Raw genomic sequence first — 23,775 nt, forward strand, 5'->3', positions numbered from 1 at the left:
CCTACACCTAAAGCAGGGCTGATTAACACTAACTTTGCTATTTTCCCCTTCAATCATGTAAAAAGGAAGCAACATGGCACCTATCTCTGCAGGTCGCAAATTCCGTGACGCCATCGAGTCTGAAAAAGCCGAAGGTCGTCCCCTTCAAATCGTTGGTACTATCAATGCCTACACTGCCATGATGGCAACCCAAGTCGGTCATAAAGCGATTTATCTGTCAGGTGGCGGTGTTGCCAATGCCTCATTCGGTTTGCCCGACCTCGGTATGACGAGCCTTAACGATGTATTAACCGATGCTACCCGTATCACCAATGCGGTTGACACGCCATTATTGGTTGACATCGACACAGGTTGGGGCGGCGCATTTAACATCGCCCAAACCATCAAACAAATGGAAAAAGCAGGCGTTGCCGCGGTTCATATCGAAGACCAAGTAGCGCAAAAACGCTGTGGTCATCGCCCCAACAAAGAAATCGTCTCAACCAGCGAGATGGTTGACCGCCTAAAAGCTGCGCTGGATGCCAAAGTTGACCCAGATTTTGTGGTGATGGCACGAACCGATGCGCTGTCAGTGGAAGGTTTGGATGCTGCGGTTGAACGTGCGGTGGCGTTTCAAGAAGCAGGCGCGGACATGATTTTTGCCGAAGCATTGACCGATATCGCCATGTACCGCAAATTTACCGACGTGTTAGACATTCCCGTGCTTGCCAATATGACTGAGTTTGGACAAACCGACCTTTACAGCACCAAAGAGCTGTTTGACGTGGGCGTTGACATGGTACTTTATCCATTATCTGCGTTTCGTGCGATGAATAAAGCCGCACTCAATGTCTACCAAGCCTTAAAAGATGAAGGCGTACAAACCTCCGTGGTCGACACCATGCAAACTCGTATGGAATTGTATGATTTCTTAAACTACCACTCATATGAGCAAAAATTGGACGCATTATTTAAATCAAAAAAATAATTAACGAACTTTGCTAATTACTTAAGGCTAAACACTGAATGCCAAACATTTAATAAAGCTAAAAAGGAGTTTTACCATGTCAAAAGACACCCCAGTGACAGACACGACTGACAACAAGCCAAAACCTAAAAAAAGCGTTGCCCTATCAGGGGTACCTGCCGGTAACACTGCCCTATGTACCGTAGGTCGTACAGGTAATGACTTAAGCTATCGTGGTTATGATATTTTGGATTTGGCAAAAGACAGCGAGTTTGAAGAAGTGGCGCACCTACTGATTCATGGTCATTTGCCAAACCGTCATGAGCTAGCGGCGTACAAGAAAAAACTCAAAACCCTGCGTAACTTGCCGGTCAATGTACTGGCGGTGCTTGAAGCCTTGCCTGCCCACGCCCACCCGATGGATGTGATGCGTACTGGCGTATCGGCACTGGGCTGCACCTTGCCCGAGCGTGAAAGCCAACCTACCTCAGAAGCCCGTGATATCGCCGACAAGCTTATTGCCTCATTAGGCTCAATGCTGCTGTACTGGTACCACTACAGCCACAATGGCAAAGTGATCAGCCTTGAGAGCGACCAAGACAGCATTGGTGGTCACTTCCTTGAGCTACTACAAGGTGAAGCCCCCAGTGAATCGCATATCAAAGCCATGCACATCTCACTCATCTTATACGCTGAGCATGAGTTCAATGCATCAACCTTCACCAGCCGCGTGATTACGGGGACTGGCTCGGATATGTATTCCGCCATCTCAGGCGCAATCGGTGCATTAAAAGGTCCAAAACATGGCGGCGCCAATGAAGTGGCGTATGACATCCAAAAACGCTATCGCAATGCCGACGACGCAGAAAAAGACATCCTTGAACGTCTTGAGAAAAAAGAAGTTATCATTGGCTTTGGTCACCCTGTGTATACCGTGAGCGACCCACGCAACGTGGTCATCAAAGAAGTGGCACGTAACTTGTCCAAAGAAACGGGCGACATGACCCTATTTGACGTGGCAGAACGCCTAGAAACCGTGATGTGGGACAACAAAAAAATGTTCCCAAATCTCGACTGGTTCTCAGCGGTCAGCTACCACAAAATGGGCGTACCCACTGCCATGTTTACCCCATTATTTGTGATTGCGCGTACCGCAGGTTGGTCAGCGCACGTGCTTGAACAACGTGCCGATGGCAAAATCATCCGTCCTTCTGCCAACTATACAGGCCCTGATGACCAAAAATTTGTACCGCTAGATGAGCGTCAATAATTAGCGTTTTAATCGTATAAAAAGCCTTTCAGGTCAGCCTACCCATTGATTTGAAGGGCTTTTTTTCTAATGGATTATTAATTTTAAGGTTAAGCCAAATGACAAGCCAATACCGCAAGCCCTTGCCCAATTCTGATTTGGAATACTACGACACCCGCCAAGCGGTGAATGACATCACCCCAGACGCGTATGACAAACTCCCTTACACCTCGCGTATTTTAGCTGAGCAACTGGTGCGTAAAGTCAGCGACCCAAACGAACTGACCGCTGCGCTCAAACAGCTCATCAACCGTGAGCGTACGTTAGACTTTCCTTGGTACCCTGCGCGTGTGGTGTGTCACGACATCTTGGGTCAAACTGCCCTTGTGGACTTGGCAGGCTTGCGTGATGCTATCGCTGAGCAAGGCGGCGACCCAAGCAAGGTCAACCCTGTGGTACAAACCCAGCTGATTGTTGACCACTCGCTCGCTGTGGAATGTGGTGGTTATGACCCAGATGCGTTTGAAAAAAACCGCGCCATCGAAGACCGCCGCAACGAAGACCGTTTTCACTTTATCAACTGGACAAAGACTGCCTTTGAAAACGTCGATGTAATTCCCGCAGGTAACGGCATCATGCACCAAATCAACCTGGAAAAAATGTCACCTGTTATCCAAGTACAAAATGGCGTCGCCTACCCAGATACTTGCGTGGGCACAGACAGCCACACCCCGCACGTGGATGCGCTGGGGGTGATTTCGGTGGGTGTCGGTGGACTGGAAGCAGAAACCGTGATGCTCGGTCACCCATCGATGATGCGTCTGCCTGATATCGTGGGTGTACACCTCAAAGGCAAACGCCAAGCAGGCATCACCGCCACCGATATTGTGTTGGCATTGACTGAGTTTTTGCGTAAAGAGCGCGTGGTCGGTGCATATGTGGAATTTTTCGGTGAAGGCGCAGACAGCCTATCCATCGGTGACCGTGCCACCATCGCCAACATGACCCCAGAATATGGCGCAACCGCAGGGTTATTTTATATTGATGGGCAAACCATCGACTATTTACGCCTCACAGGTCGTGAAGACAAACAAGTCGAATTGGTGGAAAACTATGCCAAAACCGCAGGTCTTTGGTCATCTGATCTCATCAATGCCCACTATGAGCGTGTGCTTGAGTTTGATTTGTCACTCGTCACCCGTAACATGGCAGGTCCTTCAAATCCTCATGCTCGCGTATCGACTTCTGAGCTCTCTGCCAAAGGCATTGCCCATGCCGAAGGCGAAGCGGTGCCTGAATCAGAGAATGGCTTAATGCCTGATGGTGCGGTGATTATCGCGGCTATTACCTCGTGTACCAACACCTCAAACCCTCGTAACGTGGTGGCAGCGGCATTACTTGCCAAAAAAGCCAACGAACTTGGCTTGACCCGTAAACCTTGGGTGAAATCATCATTCGCACCGGGCTCAAAAGTGGCTGAACTGTATTTGCAAGACGCTAATCTATTGCCGGAACTGGAAAAACTGGGCTTTGGTATCGTGGCATTTGCCTGTACCACTTGTAACGGTATGTCGGGTGCGTTAGATCCCGCGATTCAGCAAGAAATCATCGACCGTGACCTGTATGCCACTGCGGTGTTGTCAGGCAACCGCAACTTTGATGGACGTATCCACCCGTATGCCAAACAAGCCTTCTTGGCAAGCCCGCCGCTGGTGGTGGCTTATGCGATTGCAGGGACGATTCGTTTTGACATCGAAAAAGACGTGCTTGGCGTGGTCAATGGGAAAGAGATTCGCCTTATCGACATTTGGCCATCGGATGAAGAGATTGACGCGATTGTGGCAAAACACGTCAAACCTGAGCAATTCCGTCAAATCTATATCCCGATGTTCAACCTTGACCGCAGCGAAAAAGCCGACAGCCCACTGTACAACTGGCGACCCATGTCAACCTATATCCGCCGTCCACCTTACTGGGAAGGCGCGCTAGCGGGTGAACGCACCCTCAAAGGCATGCGTCCCCTCGCCATCTTGCCTGACAATATCACCACCGACCACTTGTCACCGTCCAATGCGATTTTGGCAAGCTCGGCAGCAGGCGAATACTTGGCAAAAATGGGCTTGCCCGAAGAAGACTTTAACAGCTATGCCACCCACCGCGGCGACCATCTGACCGCGCAACGTGCGACCTTTGCCAATCCAAAACTGTTCAATGAAATGGTGAAAAATGACGATGGCAGTACCAAACAAGGTTCACTGGCTCGCGTTGAGCCTGAAGGTCAAGTGATGCGGATGTGGGAAGCGATTGAGACCTACATGAACCGTAAGCAACCACTCATCATCATCGCCGGGGCGGACTATGGTCAAGGCTCTAGCCGTGACTGGGCTGCCAAAGGTGTGCGCCTGGCTGGGGTGGAAGCGATTGTGGCGGAAGGGTTTGAGCGGATTCACCGTACCAACCTTATCGGTATGGGCGTGCTGCCGCTTGAATTTAAAGCTGGGACGACGCGTATCACGCTAGGGCTAGATGGTACTGAGACCTATGATGTGATTGGCGATATTTCACCACGTTGTGATTTGACGCTAGTGATTAATAAAGAAGGCTCGCAGCCGCTTGAAGTGCCTGTGACCTGCCGTCTTGATACCCAAGCGGAAGTGGATACTTACAACGCTGGGGGCGTATTGCAAAAATTCGCGCAAGACTTTTTAAAAGGTGAAGTGGCTTAACATATAAGAATGTATGAGATTAGAGTTGAACTCTAATCTCTTTCAATTGAAATCTTAGTTGTTAGAAATTTAACTAATTCATTATAGTACTCTAAGGCTGATTCAAATTTTTTAAAGTTTGCATCAATATCCTCCCACCCAGTCTCAAGATTACAATCAAACCCCTCATGAGCAATCTTATTTCTAACATTTCCTAGATTCAAAAAATTTCTTTCACCATCTTTAAGTGTATTATTCTCACTCAATTTACATTTAAACTCTTTACTGAAATCTTCACCCCAAAAACCATAAAATGAATTTGCATTGTTACTAGTCCAAGAAAATAAACTATGGTATTTTCTTGAAAGAGTAAATTTAAATGTAAAGTGATAAAAAATACTTGAATCATTATGATTCGAAAATATCAAAGCTAAAGTTTTAGTTAAATGCCTTTCAAAAGAATTAGCTATTGAAATAATAAATACTTTGTTACTTCTATCTTTAAAGCGAGTAAGTACTGATAAAAGTTCTGTATTTATAGCTAATGATTGGTTTAAAGATTCTAAGTCCTTAATGTAATCACTGTATGAATTTTTAACTGTCAAGAATTCATCATCATTTCTGAAGTCTGATTTTATAGTAAAAGAAATTAAAAACTACCACAAATCCACATAAAGTAGAAGAATAGCTTATCGATATCATCAAGTCGCCAATCTTGTCTTAACCTTTTAACCCAAGCCCAAATATGTTCAATAGGATTGAGGTCAGGACTGTAAGGCGGCAACCAAAGAATTGTATGACCTGCTTGCTCGATAAGATTTTTAATATCTTCTCGAATGTGAAATCTAGCGTTATCCATTACAATCAAGCTATGTGGTGACAATGCAGGTAATAACAGATTTTTTATCCAATGATAAAAGACATCAGCGTTAATATTAAAATCGTATAGCCCTACAGCAAACAGCTGATTACCATGAATAGCCCCAATCGCATTGGTGGTACTTTTTAGCTGCCAGTTGTAGCTATCAAAGCATTTTTGCCCCCTTGGTGCATAAGCATAAGGGCGATAGCTACTAGTTTTAAAGCCACATTCATCAAGGTAGATAATAGGTCGGTTACTGCTTTGATAGTCTGCCAGTTGCTGGATGAATGTCTGGCGTTTTATTTCATCTGCCTGTGGGTGTTTAAGTATCTTTTTTTTGAGTGATTTTAAGCCGCTTTAAGGCTATCCCAATCGCTCTTTGAGTGCAGTTGAAACGTACGGCTCGCTCTCGTTGATAGCTGTCAGGGTATTTTTCGACATCTTGCTTGAGTAAAGCCATGTCGATTTTGCCTTTACGAGTTTTAACCACTTTGCGTTCTGGTTGTTTTTTCCAGTTTTGTAAAGTGCGTGTGCTGATATTAAATTCTTGGGCAAGGCTACGAATGCTTCTTCCTGCTTCGTGCTTGTCCAGTATCATTTGTCGGTAGTCGGTTGAGTATGCCATTTTGTTATTGTAGCACTTCTAGATTTCTTTAACTATATAATATGCTTGTCCACTTAAAAAAACCCCTAGTTTCATAGTTTTTCATTAGCTATTTCAAGTCTTTTATTAATATTATTACGTGAAGTTGTTTTATCAGACGAAGCAGCCTTAAATTCTGAATCCTGCTTTAACATATCTAAGTAATCACTAGTAATATCAAAATTCTCACCTTTAAAAAATCTATCATATGCAGCATAGAAAACAGCCTCAAAGAAAGTAATACTAATTTTGTTAGTTTTGCTTGAAGAGAAACTAAATCTATAATTCTCAATGTTCTGAATATTATTCATGAATTGATTCCAAAAATCTTGCAATTTATTTACATAATCTTCATCAAATCTTTGAGCATATTTACCCATATTATTTAAAAACCCTAAAATTGAATTAGGATAATTAATAACCTTTTTTGTTGGGTCAAAATTTACTTTGGGTGATTCACCTCCTGCTAAAGCCATTGCAAACAATCTTAAAATATATTCAATATCTTTAAATCTTAAATCTGGTTTTTCACTACCAAAGATTCTTCTCCAAATAGTATTCTTGTTCATTTCAGTCATTTTTATCATAAATGTTGAGAAAAACAATGACATTCTAATTTCTTGATTATTTAGGTTCATGCCCCCACTGTTCAACCTATTAAAAATTTCAAACATTGCATAAAGATTATTTGGACTCTCTTCAGATGGTTTTATAATCATATTTCTAATTGTGGAAATATTTAAAGATGCAAAATCAGTTGAAGGATCGAGTGTTGCATATTTCTGACCATGCAATCGATTGCTGTTAGGATTAGATTTTGAGTTTAAATTTAGTACAAAATCTTCAAATTTTGCGTTATCAGCTAAATCAGATTCGGGTATAAAATTTTTGGAATTGCGTGAATTATTAACATCTTTTAATTGAACTAAGAATTCTTTTTTTGGAAATCTTCCCTTATAAAAAAAATAAAGAGACATGAGTCGTTGCTGACCATCAATAACAAAAAGCTCATTTCTTGCTTTCTCGAATAAAAACATCTGTGGAATCGGCAAGCCTATAATAAGCGACTCAATTAATCTTGATGATTTTTTTATATCCCAAACAAAGTTTCTTTGAAATTCTGGTATTTTAATAATTCCAGAATCTAGAAAAGAAATGATAGTTGCAATATTAAAGTCATTAGGTGTTGTGGTTAATTTAAAATTTTCTAGTGGAAATAATTCTTCATTTTTTTCAGCTTTAGCTTCATCATTTTCCATCTCTAAATCTTCGTTTAAGTTAATTTGATCTTTCACAGTTATCTCCATTGAAATAAAGCTACAACTTTAAAGTCATAATTAAAATTTATTTTAACTTTATACAGAAAATTCTAATAGATTTAATATTAAATAAATAATTTGACTTATCAATCATTAATCTTAATCAAAATCAATATTTAATAAATTCGATATTTTAAATAAATTAATTTTTAAAAAATCCTTAATGTAATTTGCCATGTTAACACGCAGTATTTTCTTAAAACCACTTGGCTAAAACTGGTGAAGCGTTTTGCTTTTCTCAGCGATTTTTTAAATCTAAATAAAAAAACAGCCAGTCAACCAACTGGCTATTTTTCATTGTTACCACTAACCAATCACATCAACGCCCATATACGGACGTAACACTTCAGGCACCGTAATCGTACCATCCGCATTTTGATAATTTTCCATAATCGCAAGCAACGTGCGACCCACCGCAAGACCAGAGCCATTTAACGTATGCACCAGCTCGGTTTTTTTGCCGTCTTTAACACGCGCTTGCATACGGCGCGCTTGGAAGTCGCCACAGTTTGAGCAGCTAGAGATTTCACGGTAGGTAGTCTGAGAAGGTAGCCACACTTCGATGTCATAGGTTTTCACCGCGCCAAAGCCCATATCACCGCCACACAGCACAATCACCCGATACGGCAAACCAAGCTGCTGCAAGATATATTCCGCTTGTCCTGTCATGTCCTCTAAGGCTTGCATTGAAGTCTCAGGATGGACGATTTGCACCATTTCCACTTTTTCAAACTGGTGCTGACGAATCAAGCCGCGGGTATCACGCCCTGCACTGCCCGCTTCACTACGAAAACAGGGGGTATGGGCAGTCACTTTGATGGGCAGGGCTTCAGGGTCTAGGATTTTGTCACGCACACTGTTGGTAAGCGGCACCTCTGAAGTCGGAATTAGGTAATACTCTTTTTCACCGCGCAATTTGAACAAATCCTCTTCAAACTTTGGTAGCTGCCCTGTACCCAGTAGGCTGTCGGCATTGACCATATACGGTACATACATTTCCGTATAGCCGTATTTGTCGGTATGGGTAGTAAGCATAAAGGCAATCAAGGCGCGGTTGAGTTTGGCGAGTTGACCTTTTAGCACGCTAAACCTTGAGCCAGTCAGTTTGGCCGCCATTTCAAAATCAAGTAACCCCAAATCTTCGCCCAAGTCGCTATGGTCTTTGACCTCAAAATCAAATTGGCGTGGCTCACCCCATCGACGCATTTCGACATTGTCGTTTTCATCTTTACCTGCCGGCACGCTGTCATCAGGCAAGTTTGGGATGGTTAAAGCTGCCGCTAGAATTTTATCTTGCAAGGCTTTGAGCGCGTCTTCCGCTTGTTTCATCTCGCTACTGATGGTTGCCATTTCTGCCATCAAGGCGTCAGTATTTTCGCCATTGCGTTTCATCAAGCCGACTTGTTTGGCGCCCGCATTTTTTTTGGCTTGTAATTCTTCGGTTTTGACTTGGATGGATTTACGCTGTTCTTCGACTTGCTGCCAAAATGCTTTATCAAGCTCATAGCCGCGTTTGGCAAGTTTTTCGGCGACCGTGTCTAGTTCTGTACGCAGTAATTTTGGGTCGATCATGGCGATAAGTTCCTTAAATTGTTCAAACTTGAGTTAAAGCAGCAAAATGGCTGTTGATATCAGCGTGTATGATACCAAGATTGCAGCGATTTTTCACGGTAGCGACTAGAAATACACGGCAAATTGACGATTTATCGGTATGCGCTTATCGGCGTTCGCCCTTCGCTACATTGGCGGTAAAACAAAAATTTATCAAAAAGTGCGTTGTTAGGTTTATTTTTGGGTCAAGGTTGGGTAAGATAAGCCTTCTTTTATCGTTTTGTAACTATCGTTTGATAGTGAGTGAATTGTTTATGGCTCTGTACCCTTACACCCTACAACCTGTGGATTTGAATCTGACTGAGGACGAGTTTCGTCAAGCACAGCTACAGCTGTTTGATGCCAACAACCAAACTTTGACCAAAATCACCCCAAAAACTTGGGCAATTTTGGCAGTCATTGTGGTGCTAGCGATTTTAGGTCTGATTTTTGTGCACGGTTATTCCACCATTATTTTTTGGTTGATGCTCGTGGGTGTGGTGATTTATTTGCTGGCGCGTACTTACGGTCTTAAATGGTATGTCAAACGAGAATTTGAAAAACAAATGGCAAGCCAAAGTATGCCGCCAGAGATGCAACAAATCAAGCTTGGCGTACAGCAGCACGGGGTCGTGATGTCCATGCCTGCACCCAACATGCCCGCCATGCCACGCGGCTACAATCAGCCTTTGGTACGTAGCAGCGGTATGCAGCAAGCGGTTATCAAATGGGATAGTGTCACCAACTGGCAAGAAACGCCTGACTATATCTTTATGATGTTTGATGTCAAAAATCCAAAAACGGGTGAAAGCCAACAAGGCAGCCAAATCGTGCCCAAACGCCTTGCCAACCAAAAATTCCCGATTGATACCCTACGTCATCATTTACAGCAAAACATTGGACAACCAGGTTTTGATCTAACCGACAAACCGACTGATAAATATTTCCCAGAAAACAATTAAGATTAAGACAATAACTAATTATCGATGACCACAAAAACTGCAGCCAAAAAACTGCAGTTTTTTTATGGCGGCAAGCAAAACTATTTACCAAATTTGCACACAGCTGCGCCAAATGTTTGATATTATTTTTAGGGTAATACCGTACATTTTAATTGATAAAATTAAACGTACTGATAAAAACGATTAATTTTAATAACAAATTGTTTAGGCTTACAATTAAGTCCTAAACAAATAAAAATCATCATTTTAGGAGATAACAACATGGCAAAACAAGCCACTACAAAACAATCAGCAACCAAACAAGACTCAGAACAATTAGACAATAACGATAAATCAGGTGAAAAAGTGACTACCCCCAAATCTACCGCTTCCAAATCTGCCTCAAATAAAACACGCGATATCAGTCTAGCCGCTGCAGACATGAGCGCCATTGTTGAGCAATTAAATACCTTATTAGCCAACTATCATGTGTTCTATACCAATGTGCGTGGCTATCACTGGAACGTGCGTGGCTCAGATTTCTTTACCCTTCATGTGAAGTTTGAAGAGTTATATACTGCGCTACAAACCCAGATTGATGAAATTGCTGAACGCATTTTGACCTTACAAGGCACACCACTACATGCTTATAGCGATTTCTTAAAAATCTCAAGTATCAAAGAAGACAAAAACGTCTCTGACGGTGTGGCGTGTGTGAAAGGTATTTTAACAGGTCTGACCATGACTATCGCTAAAGAACGCGAAATCATTGACCTAGCGGATGAAGATGACGATCAAGGCACTGCCGACCAATTGACTGCCTATGTGCAAGAACAAGAAAAATTGGTGTGGATGTACAATGCTTATCTTGGCTAATCGTCCCATCTGACCAAAAAGACGGCTTTGACAGTCGTCTTTTTTATTGCGTAGTAAAATAAAAACACAATATATAGATTTTCAAATGTCAATGAATTTAATTACTAATTTTTTGATATAAAAATAGTTATATATTTCAATATCTTATGAATTTTATCCTTAAAAATCAAATCCTTGGGTGGATTGCAATTTCTATATGTTGTTATCTATAATAGCCAAGCATACTAGCCAGTTAATGCACTTGTTAGCTGATAGCATTTGTTAGCTGATACTGCTACGCCACTTGTCTTGAACTTTGATTGAAGAAGATTCACCGCTATGTCATATTCCATCTTTTGCCAAACCAAAAATGACCCATTGCTTGAGCCGATGTTTTTTGGTCAGCCTGTCAATGTGGCACGTTACGACCAACAAAAATTCCCTGTTTTTGAGCAGTTGATTGAAAAGCAATTGTCGTTTTTTTGGCGTCCAGAAGAAATTGACGTCTCCAAAGACCGTTTGGATTTTAGCAACTTGTCAGTGCATGAACAACATATCTTCTTAAGCAACCTAAAGTACCAAACCTTGCTTGATTCCATTCAAGGTCGTAGCCCCAATGCCGTGCTACTGCCGCTGGTGTCGATTCCTGAATTAGAAACCTGGATTGAAACTTGGTCATTTTCTGAGACCATCCATTCTCGTAGCTATACCCATATTATTCGTAACGTGGTCAATGACCCAAGCAAAGTATTCGACGATATCGTTGACAATCCTTTTATCCTAGAGCGCGCGACAGGGATTGCCAAGTTTTATGACGAGCTGTATCAACTATCTCAGCTATATAACCTATACGGTGAAGGTCGTCATGTCATTGATGGCAAACCCGTCGAGGTCAATTTACGTCTGCTTAAAACCAAATTGTATCTATGCTTGGTGGCTATCAATGTGCTAGAAGCGATTCGTTTTTATGTGTCGTTTGCTTGTTCATTTGCCTTTGCTGAGCGCAAACTGATGGAAGGTAATGCCAAAATCATCAAAATGATTGCCCGTGACGAAGCGCTTCATCTAAACGGCACCCAGCATATGATTAATTTGATGCAATCGGGCAAAGATGACCCTGACATGGTAGAAATCGCCGAAGATTGCCAACAGCAAGCCATTGAAATTTTCAAAGACGCGGCTGAACAAGAAAAAGCATGGGCAAAATACTTGTTTAAAGATGGCTCGATGATTGGCTTAAATGAAAATATCTTGGTGCAATACGTCGAGTACATTACTAACCTACGTATGGATGCGATTGGCTTACCGCCGATTTTTGGAGCGATTAAAAACAACCCAATTCCATGGATTAATGCTTGGCTCTCCTCAGACAACGTGCAAGTCGCGCCCCAAGAGTCAGAAATCACCTCTTACTTAGTCGGTCAAATTGACGCAGAGCTGAGTGATGATGCGTTTGATGATTTTGAATTGTAATTCGTCATACGCTTATTTTATTTAGGCAATATAATCGATTATGGCATGGATTTTTACCAACAACACGCAGTTTTATCTGCATGACGCCGAGACGTTGCTACAAGGCATGCTTCGCTCAAAAATCCCTGCCAATCACCAATGCCTTGAAGGTTATTGCGGTACTTGTAAGCTCAAATACCGCCGTCGCCACCATGACACCCGTATCGAATACATCAATGAGCCACTGGTGATGTTAGACGATGACGAAATCCTACCCTGCTGTTGTCAAGTTAGAGGGGCAATCGAGCTTGATATTGATTGATTTACCAAGATAACCCGCCAAAAACTGCGCGAAATGCCGCATAAAGCGAAAACTTACCCGCTTTGCCTTTAATTTTCTCCCCGCGAACCTCATATAATCCGTTATAATAATAGGTTGACTACCGCTTTTTAATCATACTAAATCTTTATTTAGTCCTCGACTGTCATTTGCAGGGTGTATCCCTTGATAAAAATGAAGAAATACAGTCATTAGCTTATTTGTCGTGCTATTACATTATTTATTTTTTTAACCAATATCAAAGCGAGCCCTCATGAGCGAACATTCAACTTCTCAATTAGCCACGCTGATTCAATTAGGTAAAGAGCAAGGTTATCTCACCTATGCTGAGATTAACGACCAACTCCCCGAATCGGTAACTGAAAGTGACCAAATTGATGATATTATTCAAATGCTCACAGACGTTGGCATCAAGATTTTTGAGACCGCGCCTGATGAAGACGACATTATGCTTAGCGATGATGCGGATGATGACGAAATTGCTGTCGATGAAGCCGCTGCGGTACTTGCCTCAGTAGAATCTGAGCCAGGTCGCACCACTGACCCTGTGCGTATGTACATGCGTGAGATGGGTACGGTTGACCTACTCACCCGTGAAGGCGAGATTGCGATTGCTAAGCGTATCGAAGATGGTATTCGAGATGTACAACATGCCATGACCTTTTGGCCAGGTACGGTTGCCATGCTCATTAATGAATACCACCAAACCTTTGAAGGTGAAAAGAAAGTCTCTGATATTATTACAGGTTTTCTTGACCCTGAAGCCGCTGATGTCATCCCGCTTGCCGATGACGAAGAGGTGGAAATCGCGTTACCGATTATCAAACCTAAAGTCAAAGACGACAAAGCCGAGGATGAACTCGACGATGAAGCTGAAAACGCCGATGAAATCGAAGAAGCCGATGGCGAAGTCAGTGAAGATGCCGATACCGAAGAAGCGAGCGGTCTTGACCCTGAAGAAGTGCGTCTGCGCTTTGAAGAATTAGAGCAATTGTTCACCAAGGTCAAAGATTTATTAGCCACTCATGACCGTGATAGCGACGTCGTCAAAGCGGCGATGAATGAGCTTGCCAACTGCTTTATGCTATTTAAGCTCAATAGCCGCGTCTCTGACAATATCATGGATATGATGCGCGAGGTGTATGAAGACGTGCGTAAAAACGAACGTCACATCATGAAACTGGTGATTCGCCGCGGTAAAATGCCAAAAGATGAGTTTCGCAAGACCTTTCCGCATAATGAAACCAACCTTGACTGGCTCCCTAACCGTATCGCAGGCAAACCTGCCTTTGCCGACACGTTAGAGCGGGTACTTGACGAAGTGTTACAGTATCAAGGGCGTATCCAGCAGCATGAGCAAAATCTTGGCATGAGCATCGACCAAATGAAAGTGGTCGCACGTAACATGTCTGTGGGTGAAGCCAAAGCCCGCCGCGCCAAAAAAGAAATGGTTGAGGCGAACTTACGTCTGGTCATCTCGATTGCTAAAAAATACACCAACCGCGGCTTACAGTTCCTTGATTTGATTCAAGAAGGTAACATTGGCTTGATGAAAGCGGTAGATAAATTTGAATATCGCCGTGGTTATAAATTCTCGACCTATGCCACTTGGTGGATTCGCCAAGCCATCACCCGCTCGATTGCTGACCAAGCGCGTACCATCCGTATCCCTGTGCACATGATTGAAACCATCAATAAAATCAACCGTGTATCGCGCCAGCTATTACAAGAAATGGGACGTGAGCCTACCCCTGAGGAATTGGGCGAACGCTTAGAGATGGACGAAGTCAAAGTCCGTAAGGTACTCAAAATCGCCAAAGAGCCCATCTCAATGGAAACCCCAATTGGGGATGATGAAGACAGTCACTTGGGTGATTTTATTGAGGATTCGAGCATCTCAAGCCCAGTGGATGAAGCAACAGCACAAGGGTTAAAAGAAGCTACCCGTGAAGTGTTGGCCAACCTCACCGAACGTGAAGCCAAAGTGCTTAAAATGCGTTTTGGTATTGATATGTCTACCGACCATACCTTAGAAGAAGTGGGTAAACAATTTGATGTCACCCGTGAGCGTATTCGTCAGATTGAAGCCAAAGCGCTGCGTAAACTGCGCCACCCTTCTCGCTCGGAACATTTACGTTCATTCCTAGAGAATGATTAATGTTATCTCCCTCCAAAAAAGCCGAGACAATGTTCTCGGTTTTTTTATGGGCGGGTTTGTGAATGTGATTTTTCTATAAATGTGGCTTTTTATGAATTGGGTTATGAATGGGTTATGGATAGTTTTATGAATGGCGCTTTTTTCCACGCCAAACCCCAACGTCTTGAAATTATCGGTTTTACCCTCATTTAGACCCTAAAGAAATTTATACAACCTTAGGTGATGCCATGAACGATAAAACAATTACGCTTAATAACTTGGAAGCTGCTGCAGGTAGTACGCGAGCGGCGAAACCTACGGATATCCAGCATCCAGAATTGTGGAATTTTCCGATGGACTATCCGTTAAGTATCATCGGTCATGAAGGTCACAAAGAGACACTACTCGATGAAGTAAAATTAATTTTGGGTAGCTTATTTCCTGAATTTGATTTGGCAAGTTTGACTATTAATCCATCGCGTACCGGTCGTTTTCATTCAGTACGCGCTAATGTGTATTTGACAGATGCCGAGCAAGTCAATAGTTTGTATAAAATGCTCGATGAAGCGGCAAGTATTCGTACCGTATTATAAAACTGTCATGGTTAAAAATGGCACGAGTGATTGACGTACAAAAAGCGGGATACATCAGTTATCCCGCTTTTTTTATCTGTTTTATAGGGGTTATCACCAGTTGATGATACGCTTGCCTGATTATTGGCTCAAAAGTAACAACTGATAGGCAGCTTTGTAGGCATCATAATTAAAATCATAGCTCGCCTCAAAATGAGGTTTGAGTTTTTCAATTAACTCATCATCTTCATCAGATAGGCTGATATGCTTGGCTTGGGTCTGCATGTCTTCGATAGCGATTTCGCCCAGTAGTTGATTAAACTTATCGCGCGCCTGCGTTTGCTTGGCAATATCGGCAGCCGTCATGCGGACGGGTGCAGTATCAGCGCTGCCAGATTGTTGGATGGCTGCCTGTTCTTGGGCGGTGGCTTTGTCGATTTTTTCACAGATTTTGGCAAGGCGGGTGCGTGATGTTTTATCAAGTTTATCTGTGTCCAAGAGCAGCGAACATGCTTGTTGTTCTTTGCTTTCTTCAACAACATCTACTTTGGCTGCAGCTTCCGCCGCCACTGCAGCTGCACTTTCTGCATCGCTGGGTTTGTCGCTGATAGTTTGATACAACTGGCTAAAAATCTGGGCGTCAGATTTGCCTTGCGCTTTAAGTTTGGCAATTTGTTGCAAATATTGTTGATTGCGATAGGTTTTATCAACAATCCCTGCGATATGTTCAGCAAGCTCATCATCGACATAGGCTTCAGCGTCTGTAACCGCTTCTTGCTGACGGCTATCAGTATTCATGACTGCATAATTATCGGCTTGTATTTTTGCAAGTTTGGTTGCAGCGGCGTTTAGCGCCGCCATATCTATTTCACCCAGGCTTGCTTCATCTTTTTGCAACACAAACTGGTAGCTATAAAGGGTGACAAACGTCTCAACAAACCCTTTGTTTTGTTTGAGCAAACTATAGGACAAAGCTTCTAAATTCTTATCACTGTCAAAGACTTTGGATTGTTTTGTCGCCGCCCATAGATTGTTATTTTTTGATGCTTGTTGCCAAGTGATTGCCTTGTTGAAGATATCAGGATTGACGCGGGCTTTGCCATAATCATAAAAATTAACCACTGTGCGCATTTGGGTCTTGGGCTGATTGGTAGTCGGCGTGGTTTTTTCAAATGCTGGCAAATCACTCATTGCTACCACATTGAGTAGTTGATTTTGGCGGTTGAGTCCATAGCTGATACGGATGTCGTCATCCATTGAGATAAAGCTGCTATTTGCCTCTTTGCTTATTTCAGCTTGCAGCGCTTTAAAGGCTTGCGGATTGGCCTCAATGATTTTTGCCAGTGCAGCGGCACTGACCAATTTGTCTGATTGGTATTTGTCAAAGGCTGCTAACGCTTTTGCGGTTTGACCCAATTCGTCACTGGTCGACTCATCAGTGGTTGAATCGTCAGTGGCTGTTTGAGTCTCTAAACTGTCCATTGCCTCTGCAGCATCGGCACTGGCTGGGTCAGCAGCGCTGTCATCTGATTGCGCGCGCATTTTGTCAATGGCTTCATACAGGCGCATGGCAGATTCATACGCTTTTTCCTCAACGCTTGCCAACTCATGGCTGTCAAAGGCTTTTTTCATCAGATACCTTGGGCTAACGGCAAGGCTACTAAGCTGCTTTAGTTCATCATCTTTGACAAAATCGGCTGGATTGATGAATGATTTTAGGTAGCGCTTATTGACGTGAAAGAACAACAAATACTCCGCTAGCATTTGATTGTAGCCAATGCGGTAGCCAATGCGCTGGCTCACACCTTTGGCTTTATCTTCATTAGTCAAAGCTAATGACTGATAGTCGCTTTCTTTGGCAAGGGTGGCATTTAGCAGTGACATCTGTTCAAATACCTTGAATAAGGCTCTTTTATCTATCTTTTTATCTTTTAGCAGTTTGCTATAGTCATACTCAATGTACCGTCCATCATATTGCGGGTCGGTGGCAAACTCAGAGAGTCCCGACAAGTCAGCATATACTTTGGAGCGCGCAAAATCAGCCGCAAGCGGCACTTTAATAAACGCCCCTGCATTGTTCTGCACATAGCGAAATTCAGGCACGATTGACATTTGCCCTCGGCGAAGATCTACCACACCTGTGGAGGCAAACTCAAAGCGCTTGGTTAAAATATCCATCACTTGCCCCACTTCGCTTTGTTCACGGGTTTGGTGATTGACCCCTTCTGTGACCAAGGCTTGTTGGCGAGCATCAAGGTGCTGTGCTTTGCTCAGCTGCCCGATAAGTTTTAAACGATTAGGGCTTGCAGCTAACGCTTGTGCGCTACGTAAGTGCGGGCGCACCACATTGACTCGATAGTCATAAGCATAACTTTGGCGACTGAGCAAATTTTGGTTGGCCTGCAACACACGTTGAGACAGCGGCTGACTCGCGCTAGGCTGCGTGGCACAGCCGTGAATCCCCAGCATGACAATAGCAAAAGTGAGAGGTTTGATACTAAAGGCGATGGCTTGTTGCGCATTCATTGATCTTCCTTAACAAATTTTATCATAAATCCTATCTTTATAACTGAATTGATTTTTTTTGTAAACAAAAAGCCAGTGTTATGCTGCAATGTTTACAAAGATAATGGGTAATCTAACGGAGTTTTGCTATCATACGGATTAAATACCGCAAAATTGCTTAAAAACCACTCACTTAAAAACCACTCATTTAAAAAACCACTCAGAAGAACCCTTGTATGTCGCAACTCACTCTACCCACTAACCTAGAACACTTACTTTCCCAATTTTTACAGGCACAGCTGCCCAAGCCCATACAACTTGACCCAAGCGTGCTTGCCTACCGCTGGCAATCCAATAGCCGCACAGGCAGTGGTGAATTGGTGCCTTTAACCGTAGATTTGCGATTGACGTTGGATGATTTGCTTGGCATTGATGGGCAAAAAAATAAACTGATGCAAAACACGCGCCAATATTTAGCAGGCTTACCTGCCAATCATGTACTCATGACAGGCACGCGTGGGGCGGGAAAATCGTCGCTCATTCGGGCATTGCTCAATCAATATAAAGCGGATGGTCTTCGTATTATCGAAGTGTCACGAGATGATTTGGTGATGTTAGAGCCGATTCGCAAAGCAGTACGAGACCTGCATACAACCCAGCCCAATCATGGCTGTCATTATGTGGTGTATTGTGATGACTTAGCGTTCAATGGACAAGATGAGAATTATCGCACGCTAAAAAGCGTGCTCGATGGCGCGCTAGATAGTGAGCAAGACAAACTACTGGTCTATGCGACCAGTAACCGCCGTCATCTACTACCGCAACTGATGAAAGACAATGTGAGCATTTATAATGGGCAAACCGATGAAGTCAATCCGTATGAGACAATTGATGAAACCGTGTCGTTGTCTGACCGCTTTGGGCTGTGGCTGTCGTTCCATCCGATGACCCAGCCTGTATATTTGGATATTTGTGCGCATTATTTGGCGCAAGCAAGTTTGCCCTTTGATGAGGAAGCAAAAGCCGCTGCCTTGCGCTTTGCCAGTGAGCGTGGCGGACGCTCTGGGCGCGTGGCGTATCAGTTTAGTCGGTATTTTATTGGGATGAAAAGGTTGGAAAATTAACATGTACGCAAACCAAGACCAACTGACCGAGCTGGTGCGCAGGCTGGAAGAAAAACAGCATATTTTTGCCGCTGACCCTATCCTTATCACGGAAAAACTGCAACATGAGTCGGGCGAACCGCTGACCAAATTGCGCCGCCGTGCCACACGCATTGATAATGACGGCAAACTCGCGCAGCTACTCACCACCATTGACACCCGCGTCAATGGCGTGATTTGGGGATTGACCGTCCTGTGGTTTATTTTGGGCTTTGTCGCGTTATTTGGGTTGATGCAAGCGCAGGTGGTGAACTTTTTTTATGTGCTAGCCAGTTTATTAGGGTTTAATACCATTATCTTGCTGGTTTGGCTCGGTTGGATGCTGTTCTCACCGCGCAATAAACCCAGTTTTTTTGGTACTTTTTTTACCCCGGCAGCCCTAGTGCGTGGCAAAGATGTTGTTACCCAAACAGCGGTTGAACTGTATCAAGATCAGCTCAATCACGCTGGCACCAAATGGTACGTCAGTCGTATTAGCCACCAGTTTTGGTTAGCCAGCCTATCGGGGATGCTGGTGTCATTAATTCTATTGTTATTGGTCAAAAATTATAATTTTGTGTGGGAATCAACCTTACTGCAAGACAGCAACGTGGTGGAAGTGGTCAAGCTGATGTCTTGGCTGCCCCATTGGGTAGGTTTTCCTACGCCAACGGCACAAGATATTATCACCGCGCAGATGAATCCTGAAACCACGCCACAGATGATTTCGTTTCGCTGGGCGATGTTATTAATCGGTAGCCTACTGATGTACGGTATCGTGCCACGTTTGCTCGCATGGCTATGTTGTCTGATGATGGTGCGCTCAAGCCGTATGAAGCTTGATACCAAACAGCCGTATTATCAAAAAATTATCGATTTTTGGCAGCGCAAAGTGATTGACCCCGATGACAGCCCTGCTGAGCAAAAACCTATCGCACCCACTGCCCAAATCAGCCTAGCCAATAAACTTGCCGTGTTGCTCGAATACCCGCAAGCCAACCCGCAATGGTATGCCAAAACTGTTGGTATGGCTGCGCAAAACTTTGGTCGTATCGATGATCGTGATGACTTGGAAAAACTGATTGCCTACCTTCAAATAAACCCTGTTCAAGTGCTCGTCGGTATCTCCAATCTCGCACTCCCCGACCGTGGCACCCTGCGAAAACTCGATAATATCGCAAGCGCGGCAAAAGGCGGTATGATTGTGCAACTGCTCGATGCTAATCAAGGCTACCTGCCGAGTCCGAGCGAAATTGAAACCATCAAAGCCCGTCAACTACAATGGGAAACCGCGTTGGCAGAACGCCAGATTGCCTTAGTAAGAGAAAATTAACCATGAATGCCATGACAAGCTATGCCGATGTGATTAATAGCATTGCCCAAACTGCTTCACAGCTTACGCTCGCAGCGCAAAGCGCTTTTGTGCAAAATCTACTGCGTCAATTTGTGCAAAATTTGCCAGCCGATTGGCTTGACAACGAACTCGCCAGTGAAAAACCGCACTATCAAGCCCTGTTTGACATCATAAACAGGCAAACTTGGCAGACCGCTAATATCGAACAGGCGCTAAATGCGCTCGATGACATCATGTTTGCTATGGGCGAGAGCTATCCACACAGCACCAGTGACGCGATTTTGCTGATGCTTGATATGCTTGGCTTTTATCTATCTTTGACAGCCATGGAAGAAAAATCCGCAGTGAGTGATGGTTGGGTGATTTTAACTGCTGAAGGCTATTTGGATTATTACGACCAACTGGCAGAAGATAGTAGCGAAAACATAGATGATGTTGCGCATAGTTTTGATGATTGGCTGGCACATCCACTGACCCAAACTGCCTTCAATCATGTCACCCATGCCTTAGAACTTGCCAAAAGAACTTGCCAAAAATAGCTCGCGCTGAATATATAAAGGTTAACAAATAATGGATAACAAAGACATAACCACCCAAGAAAAATTGACAATTGATGTAGCCAAAGATTATTTGCCAGCGAATACCACCTTGCCAACGACGGTTACTGACAGCGCGACCCATCCAAGCGCCGACATCGCCACGCAATCGCCCAACCATCCATTAGCCCAAGCTGAACAAAACCCCTATCCAAGCCGCAAAATCAGCATTGGCGAGAATGAAGCGTTAAAATTGGCGGTGGTAGGACATACCAATACCGGTAAAACTTCGCTACTACGCACCCTGTTGCGTGATATGTACTTTGGCGAAGTCAAAAATGCGCCTGCCACTACCCGACATGTGGAAAAAGCCATGATCAATGACAGCCAAACGGGGCAAGGCTTGGTGGCACTGTATGATACGCCCGGTCTAGAAGATGCGTCAGGGCTACTTGATTGGTTAGAAGACAACACCGCTGCCCGCCGTGACGGTGTGGAGCGGTTACAGCAATTTTTGGCAAGCGCACCTGCGCAAGACGAGTTTAGCCAAGAAGCCAAGGTCATTCGTCAGCTGATTGCCAGTGACATGGCTGTCTATGTGATTGATGCGCGTGAGCCTGTGCTCGGCAAATATAAAGATGAGTTAACTGTGCTGTCATGGTCAGCCATCCCCGTGATGCCCGTATTTAACTTTACCAAGGGTCAAGATAGCAATATCAATGAGTGGCAGCAGATGCTCGCGCGTCGCAACTTGCATGTATCCACGCGGTTTGACTCAGTGGCGTTTGAGTTTGATGATGAAATCAAACTGTGGCAAAACTTAGAAACCATGCTGATACAACCAGAAATTATCAAACAGCTGATTGAGCGTCGTAAAGCCGACTGGGATAATTTGTACGATGATGCCAATATTATCATTGCGCATTTTTTATTAAACGTTGCCGCCTTTGTTGAAACCATTTATGAGGAGGATGATCCGCTACCTACCTTGCAAAAAATGCAAGAAAAAGTACGCCAAGCTGAACGCAGTATGCAAGATGAACTGCTAAACCTGTATAAATTTTATGACAATACCGTCACCACCACACCGCTTGAACTGACTGAATATCGCCGCGATCCGTTTGATAAAGAGGTACTAGCCAGTTATGGGATTCGTACCACAGGCGGTGCAGCGGCAGGCGCGCTTATTGGACTGGGTATCGATGTCGCCACCCTTGGCACATCACTGGGGCTGGGTACAGCGCTCGGTGGTTTGGCAGGTGGCTTACTGTCAAACACCAGCGCGATTGCTGACAAAATCAGTGGCGTCAAACGGCTGCACATAGACCCTGCTACCCTGACCTTACTGGCGACTCGAGCGATGGATTTGCTGACTGCGCTACGCCATCGTGGTCATGCGGCGACTGATAGCATCATGGCGAACCAATCGCTCGCGCCTTGGTCAGTTGATAGATTGCCAAGTTTGCTCAAAAAAGCGCGTGGTAAGCCCGAATGGTCATCGCTTAACACAGGCAGACAAGCCACTGTATCTGCCAAGCAGTCGCATGAGCTGCGTGATGAGGCAGCTTGGCAACTATCACGCCAACTAAGACGCTGATTTATTAGGGTACAAACATGGTAAAGAATCTGGCCGAAAACTATCTGACTTTTGAAAACTATCGGAATTTGTTAAGCCCATTATAAGAATTTATTAAGCTAATTTTGTTATTTTTACCTTTTAATCTATCTTTTAATCTATGTCAATTTTTTGTTTTTGAGGGCAATACCATGTATTCAGCACATCATGAACCGCATTTTAGTAATCGCAACAACTGGCTACGCGCAACCGTGCTCGGCGCCAACGATGGTTTGATTTCTACTGCCAGTCTATTGATGGGGGTTGCGGCAGCGCGAGTGGACAGTCACACCTTGCTGTTGACAGGGGTGGCATCGCTGATTGCTGGCGCAATAAGTATGGCAGCGGGCGAATATGTCTCCGTCTCTTCGCAAGCCGACACCGAAAAAGCCGACTTGGCAAAAGAAGTCTATGAACTTGAGCACAATTCAGACCGCGAGCTAAAAGAACTGACGCATATTTATGTTCAGCGCGGCTTAACGCCTGTTATGGCACATGATGTTGCGGTAGCACTCACTGCTCACAATGCCCTAGAAGCGCATGCACGCGATGAAATTGGACTTACCGATACCGCATCCGCCAATCCGCTACAGGCAGCCGTGGCGTCGGCTTTATCCTTTATCACAGGGGCGCTGCTACCGGTGCTGTGTATTTGGCTGTTACCAAAGCAATATTTGGTCGGCGGTTTGGGCACAGTGACCTTGATAGGGTTAGCATTTTTGGGGTGGTTATCGGCGTATTTGGGGGGTGCCAAAATTTTCCCTGCCATTGTACGGATGGTCATTTGGGGCGTTGTCGCGTTGGTTACTACCCACTTTATCGGCGATATGTTTGGGGTAAAACCAAGTTAGTCAATCATTTTTTCTCGCATTATTTATCGCCAATTTTTATCATTACCATTTGCAAAACCAATTTTTTCTTATAAGATAAGGAAACTGTAATAATTCAGCAAGTTTATAGAAACTTTTATTGGGTGATAGATTATCGTTTCTATAAATTAAACTGTTGGCAA

20 protein-coding genes are annotated in these 23,775 nt (G+C 44.0%); 14 read left to right on the plus strand and 6 right to left on the minus strand.

The window, feature by feature from the left end; all coding sequences use genetic code 11:
• The first annotated feature begins 73 nt into the window (after nucleotides 1-73).
• The 3 genes from prpB (at nucleotide 74) to acnD (ending at nucleotide 4,921) form a co-directional block, all read left to right on the plus strand.
• Nucleotides 74-967 (plus strand): methylisocitrate lyase, encoded by an 894-nt coding sequence (gene prpB / locus H9W84_RS06925; protein ID WP_239742649.1) that lies wholly within the window; start codon nucleotides 74-76, stop codon nucleotides 965-967.
• A 76-nt stretch (nucleotides 968-1,043) separates the two neighbouring features.
• Nucleotides 1,044-2,216 carry a bifunctional 2-methylcitrate synthase/citrate synthase gene (gene prpC / locus H9W84_RS06930; RefSeq protein ID WP_239742651.1) on the plus strand — a complete coding sequence of 391 codons (1,173 nt, stop codon included), beginning with the start codon at nucleotides 1,044-1,046 and terminating at the stop codon, nucleotides 2,214-2,216.
• A gap of 98 nt (nucleotides 2,217-2,314) precedes the next feature.
• Complete coding sequence (gene acnD, locus H9W84_RS06935) at nucleotides 2,315-4,921, plus strand: Fe/S-dependent 2-methylisocitrate dehydratase AcnD (RefSeq protein ID WP_239742654.1); 2,607 nt, start codon at nucleotides 2,315-2,317, stop codon at nucleotides 4,919-4,921.
• Nucleotides 4,922-4,953: 32 nt separating this feature from the next.
• Here the strand turns inward: acnD and H9W84_RS06940 are convergent, their stop codons facing one another.
• The 5 genes from H9W84_RS06940 to serS all read right to left on the minus strand — a co-directional run bounded on the left by H9W84_RS06940 (nucleotide 4,954) and on the right by serS (nucleotide 9,296).
• Nucleotides 4,954-5,505 (minus strand): HEPN domain-containing protein, encoded by a 552-nt coding sequence (locus H9W84_RS06940; protein WP_239742656.1) that lies wholly within the window; start codon nucleotides 5,503-5,505, stop codon nucleotides 4,954-4,956.
• 44 nt (nucleotides 5,506-5,549) lie between these two features.
• Nucleotides 5,550-6,092, minus strand: coding sequence for an IS630 family transposase (locus H9W84_RS06945; RefSeq protein ID WP_138018987.1), 543 nt, complete (start codon nucleotides 6,090-6,092; stop codon nucleotides 5,550-5,552).
• Nucleotides 6,085-6,387 (minus strand): IS630 transposase-related protein, encoded by a 303-nt coding sequence (locus H9W84_RS06950; RefSeq protein WP_065253243.1) that lies wholly within the window; start codon nucleotides 6,385-6,387, stop codon nucleotides 6,085-6,087. The genes H9W84_RS06945 and H9W84_RS06950 overlap by 8 nt, the downstream gene beginning before the upstream one ends.
• Nucleotides 6,388-6,458: 71 nt before the next feature.
• Complete coding sequence (locus tag H9W84_RS06955; protein ID WP_239742658.1) at nucleotides 6,459-7,700, minus strand: GmrSD restriction endonuclease domain-containing protein; 1,242 nt, start codon at nucleotides 7,698-7,700, stop codon at nucleotides 6,459-6,461.
• Between the two features lie 330 nt (nucleotides 7,701-8,030).
• On the minus strand, nucleotides 8,031-9,296 hold the full coding sequence (serS, locus tag H9W84_RS06960) for a serine--tRNA ligase (protein ID WP_239742660.1): 1,266 nt from the start codon (nucleotides 9,294-9,296) through the stop codon (nucleotides 8,031-8,033).
• A 293-nt stretch (nucleotides 9,297-9,589) separates the two neighbouring features.
• Between serS and H9W84_RS06965 the strand changes: the two genes are divergently transcribed.
• The 6 genes from H9W84_RS06965 to H9W84_RS06990 all read left to right on the plus strand — a co-directional run bounded on the left by H9W84_RS06965 (nucleotide 9,590) and on the right by H9W84_RS06990 (nucleotide 15,632).
• Nucleotides 9,590-10,276, plus strand: coding sequence for a YcxB family protein (locus H9W84_RS06965; RefSeq protein ID WP_204155898.1), 687 nt, complete (start codon nucleotides 9,590-9,592; stop codon nucleotides 10,274-10,276).
• Nucleotides 10,277-10,537: 261 nt separating this feature from the next.
• Nucleotides 10,538-11,131 (plus strand): Dps family protein, encoded by a 594-nt coding sequence (locus tag H9W84_RS06970; RefSeq protein WP_420846649.1) that lies wholly within the window; start codon nucleotides 10,538-10,540, stop codon nucleotides 11,129-11,131.
• 318 nt (nucleotides 11,132-11,449) lie between these two features.
• Nucleotides 11,450-12,583, plus strand: coding sequence for a class Ia ribonucleoside-diphosphate reductase subunit beta (nrdB, locus tag H9W84_RS06975; protein ID WP_239742662.1), 1,134 nt, complete (start codon nucleotides 11,450-11,452; stop codon nucleotides 12,581-12,583).
• Between the two features lie 40 nt (nucleotides 12,584-12,623).
• Nucleotides 12,624-12,884 carry a 2Fe-2S iron-sulfur cluster-binding protein gene (locus H9W84_RS06980; protein ID WP_007115706.1) on the plus strand — a complete coding sequence of 87 codons (261 nt, stop codon included), beginning with the start codon at nucleotides 12,624-12,626 and terminating at the stop codon, nucleotides 12,882-12,884.
• A 271-nt stretch (nucleotides 12,885-13,155) separates the two neighbouring features.
• Nucleotides 13,156-15,060 (plus strand): RNA polymerase sigma factor RpoD, encoded by a 1,905-nt coding sequence (gene rpoD, locus H9W84_RS06985; protein ID WP_076774107.1) that lies wholly within the window; start codon nucleotides 13,156-13,158, stop codon nucleotides 15,058-15,060.
• A 227-nt stretch (nucleotides 15,061-15,287) separates the two neighbouring features.
• Nucleotides 15,288-15,632, plus strand: coding sequence for a YbeD family protein (locus H9W84_RS06990; protein WP_239742664.1), 345 nt, complete (start codon nucleotides 15,288-15,290; stop codon nucleotides 15,630-15,632).
• Nucleotides 15,633-15,752: 120 nt separating this feature from the next.
• On the opposite strand, the gene H9W84_RS06995 is transcribed toward H9W84_RS06990, so the two are convergent.
• Nucleotides 15,753-18,137 (minus strand): hypothetical protein, encoded by a 2,385-nt coding sequence (locus H9W84_RS06995; protein WP_239742666.1) that lies wholly within the window; start codon nucleotides 18,135-18,137, stop codon nucleotides 15,753-15,755.
• 215 nt (nucleotides 18,138-18,352) lie between these two features.
• On the opposite strand from H9W84_RS06995, the gene H9W84_RS07000 reads away from it, so the two are divergent.
• From H9W84_RS07000 to H9W84_RS07020, 5 genes are all read left to right on the plus strand, one after another.
• Nucleotides 18,353-19,240: an ATP-binding protein gene (locus H9W84_RS07000; RefSeq protein WP_239742668.1), complete on the plus strand. Its 888-nt coding sequence runs from the start codon at nucleotides 18,353-18,355 to the stop codon at nucleotides 19,238-19,240.
• 1 nt (nucleotide 19,241) lies between these two features.
• Nucleotides 19,242-20,591, plus strand: coding sequence for a DUF2868 domain-containing protein (locus H9W84_RS07005; RefSeq protein ID WP_239742670.1), 1,350 nt, complete (start codon nucleotides 19,242-19,244; stop codon nucleotides 20,589-20,591).
• Between the two features lie 2 nt (nucleotides 20,592-20,593).
• A complete protein-coding gene (locus H9W84_RS07010; protein WP_239742671.1) occupies nucleotides 20,594-21,151 on the plus strand; it encodes a hypothetical protein in 558 nt (185 codons plus the stop codon).
• A 31-nt stretch (nucleotides 21,152-21,182) separates the two neighbouring features.
• Nucleotides 21,183-22,745 (plus strand): DUF3482 domain-containing protein, encoded by a 1,563-nt coding sequence (locus H9W84_RS07015; protein ID WP_239742673.1) that lies wholly within the window; start codon nucleotides 21,183-21,185, stop codon nucleotides 22,743-22,745.
• A 170-nt stretch (nucleotides 22,746-22,915) separates the two neighbouring features.
• On the plus strand, nucleotides 22,916-23,614 hold the full coding sequence (locus H9W84_RS07020) for a VIT1/CCC1 transporter family protein (protein WP_239742675.1): 699 nt from the start codon (nucleotides 22,916-22,918) through the stop codon (nucleotides 23,612-23,614).
• Nucleotides 23,615-23,775 lie beyond the last annotated feature (161 nt).

It is taken from the genome of Moraxella tetraodonis (genome assembly GCF_022359095.1).
Lineage (GTDB): Bacteria > Pseudomonadota > Gammaproteobacteria > Pseudomonadales > Moraxellaceae > Faucicola > Faucicola tetraodonis.

What these genes read in the sequence shown, in the direction of transcription:
- nrdB (WP_239742662.1), top strand. Translation starts at nt 11,450, where the DNA reads ATGTCATATTCCATCTTTTGCCAAACCAAAAATGACCCATTGCTTGAG.
- H9W84_RS07000 (WP_239742668.1), top strand. Translation starts at nt 18,353, where the DNA reads ATGTCGCAACTCACTCTACCCACTAACCTAGAACACTTACTTTCCCAA.
- H9W84_RS06970 (WP_420846649.1), top strand. Translation starts at nt 10,538, where the DNA reads ATGGCAAAACAAGCCACTACAAAACAATCAGCAACCAAACAAGACTCA.
- H9W84_RS07010 (WP_239742671.1), top strand. Translation starts at nt 20,594, where the DNA reads ATGAATGCCATGACAAGCTATGCCGATGTGATTAATAGCATTGCCCAA.
- acnD (WP_239742654.1), top strand. Translation starts at nt 2,315, where the DNA reads ATGACAAGCCAATACCGCAAGCCCTTGCCCAATTCTGATTTGGAATAC.
- prpC (WP_239742651.1), top strand. Translation starts at nt 1,044, where the DNA reads ATGTCAAAAGACACCCCAGTGACAGACACGACTGACAACAAGCCAAAA.
- prpB (WP_239742649.1), top strand. Translation starts at nt 74, where the DNA reads ATGGCACCTATCTCTGCAGGTCGCAAATTCCGTGACGCCATCGAGTCT.
- serS (WP_239742660.1), bottom strand. Translation starts at nt 9,296, where the DNA reads ATGATCGACCCAAAATTACTGCGTACAGAACTAGACACGGTCGCCGAA.
- rpoD (WP_076774107.1), top strand. Translation starts at nt 13,156, where the DNA reads ATGAGCGAACATTCAACTTCTCAATTAGCCACGCTGATTCAATTAGGT.
- H9W84_RS07015 (WP_239742673.1), top strand. Translation starts at nt 21,183, where the DNA reads ATGGATAACAAAGACATAACCACCCAAGAAAAATTGACAATTGATGTA.
- H9W84_RS06990 (WP_239742664.1), top strand. Translation starts at nt 15,288, where the DNA reads ATGAACGATAAAACAATTACGCTTAATAACTTGGAAGCTGCTGCAGGT.
- H9W84_RS06965 (WP_204155898.1), top strand. Translation starts at nt 9,590, where the DNA reads ATGGCTCTGTACCCTTACACCCTACAACCTGTGGATTTGAATCTGACT.
- H9W84_RS06980 (WP_007115706.1), top strand. Translation starts at nt 12,624, where the DNA reads ATGGCATGGATTTTTACCAACAACACGCAGTTTTATCTGCATGACGCC.
- H9W84_RS06995 (WP_239742666.1), bottom strand. Translation starts at nt 18,137, where the DNA reads ATGAATGCGCAACAAGCCATCGCCTTTAGTATCAAACCTCTCACTTTT.
- H9W84_RS06950 (WP_065253243.1), bottom strand. Translation starts at nt 6,387, where the DNA reads ATGGCATACTCAACCGACTACCGACAAATGATACTGGACAAGCACGAA.
- H9W84_RS07020 (WP_239742675.1), top strand. Translation starts at nt 22,916, where the DNA reads ATGTATTCAGCACATCATGAACCGCATTTTAGTAATCGCAACAACTGG.
- H9W84_RS07005 (WP_239742670.1), top strand. Translation starts at nt 19,242, where the DNA reads ATGTACGCAAACCAAGACCAACTGACCGAGCTGGTGCGCAGGCTGGAA.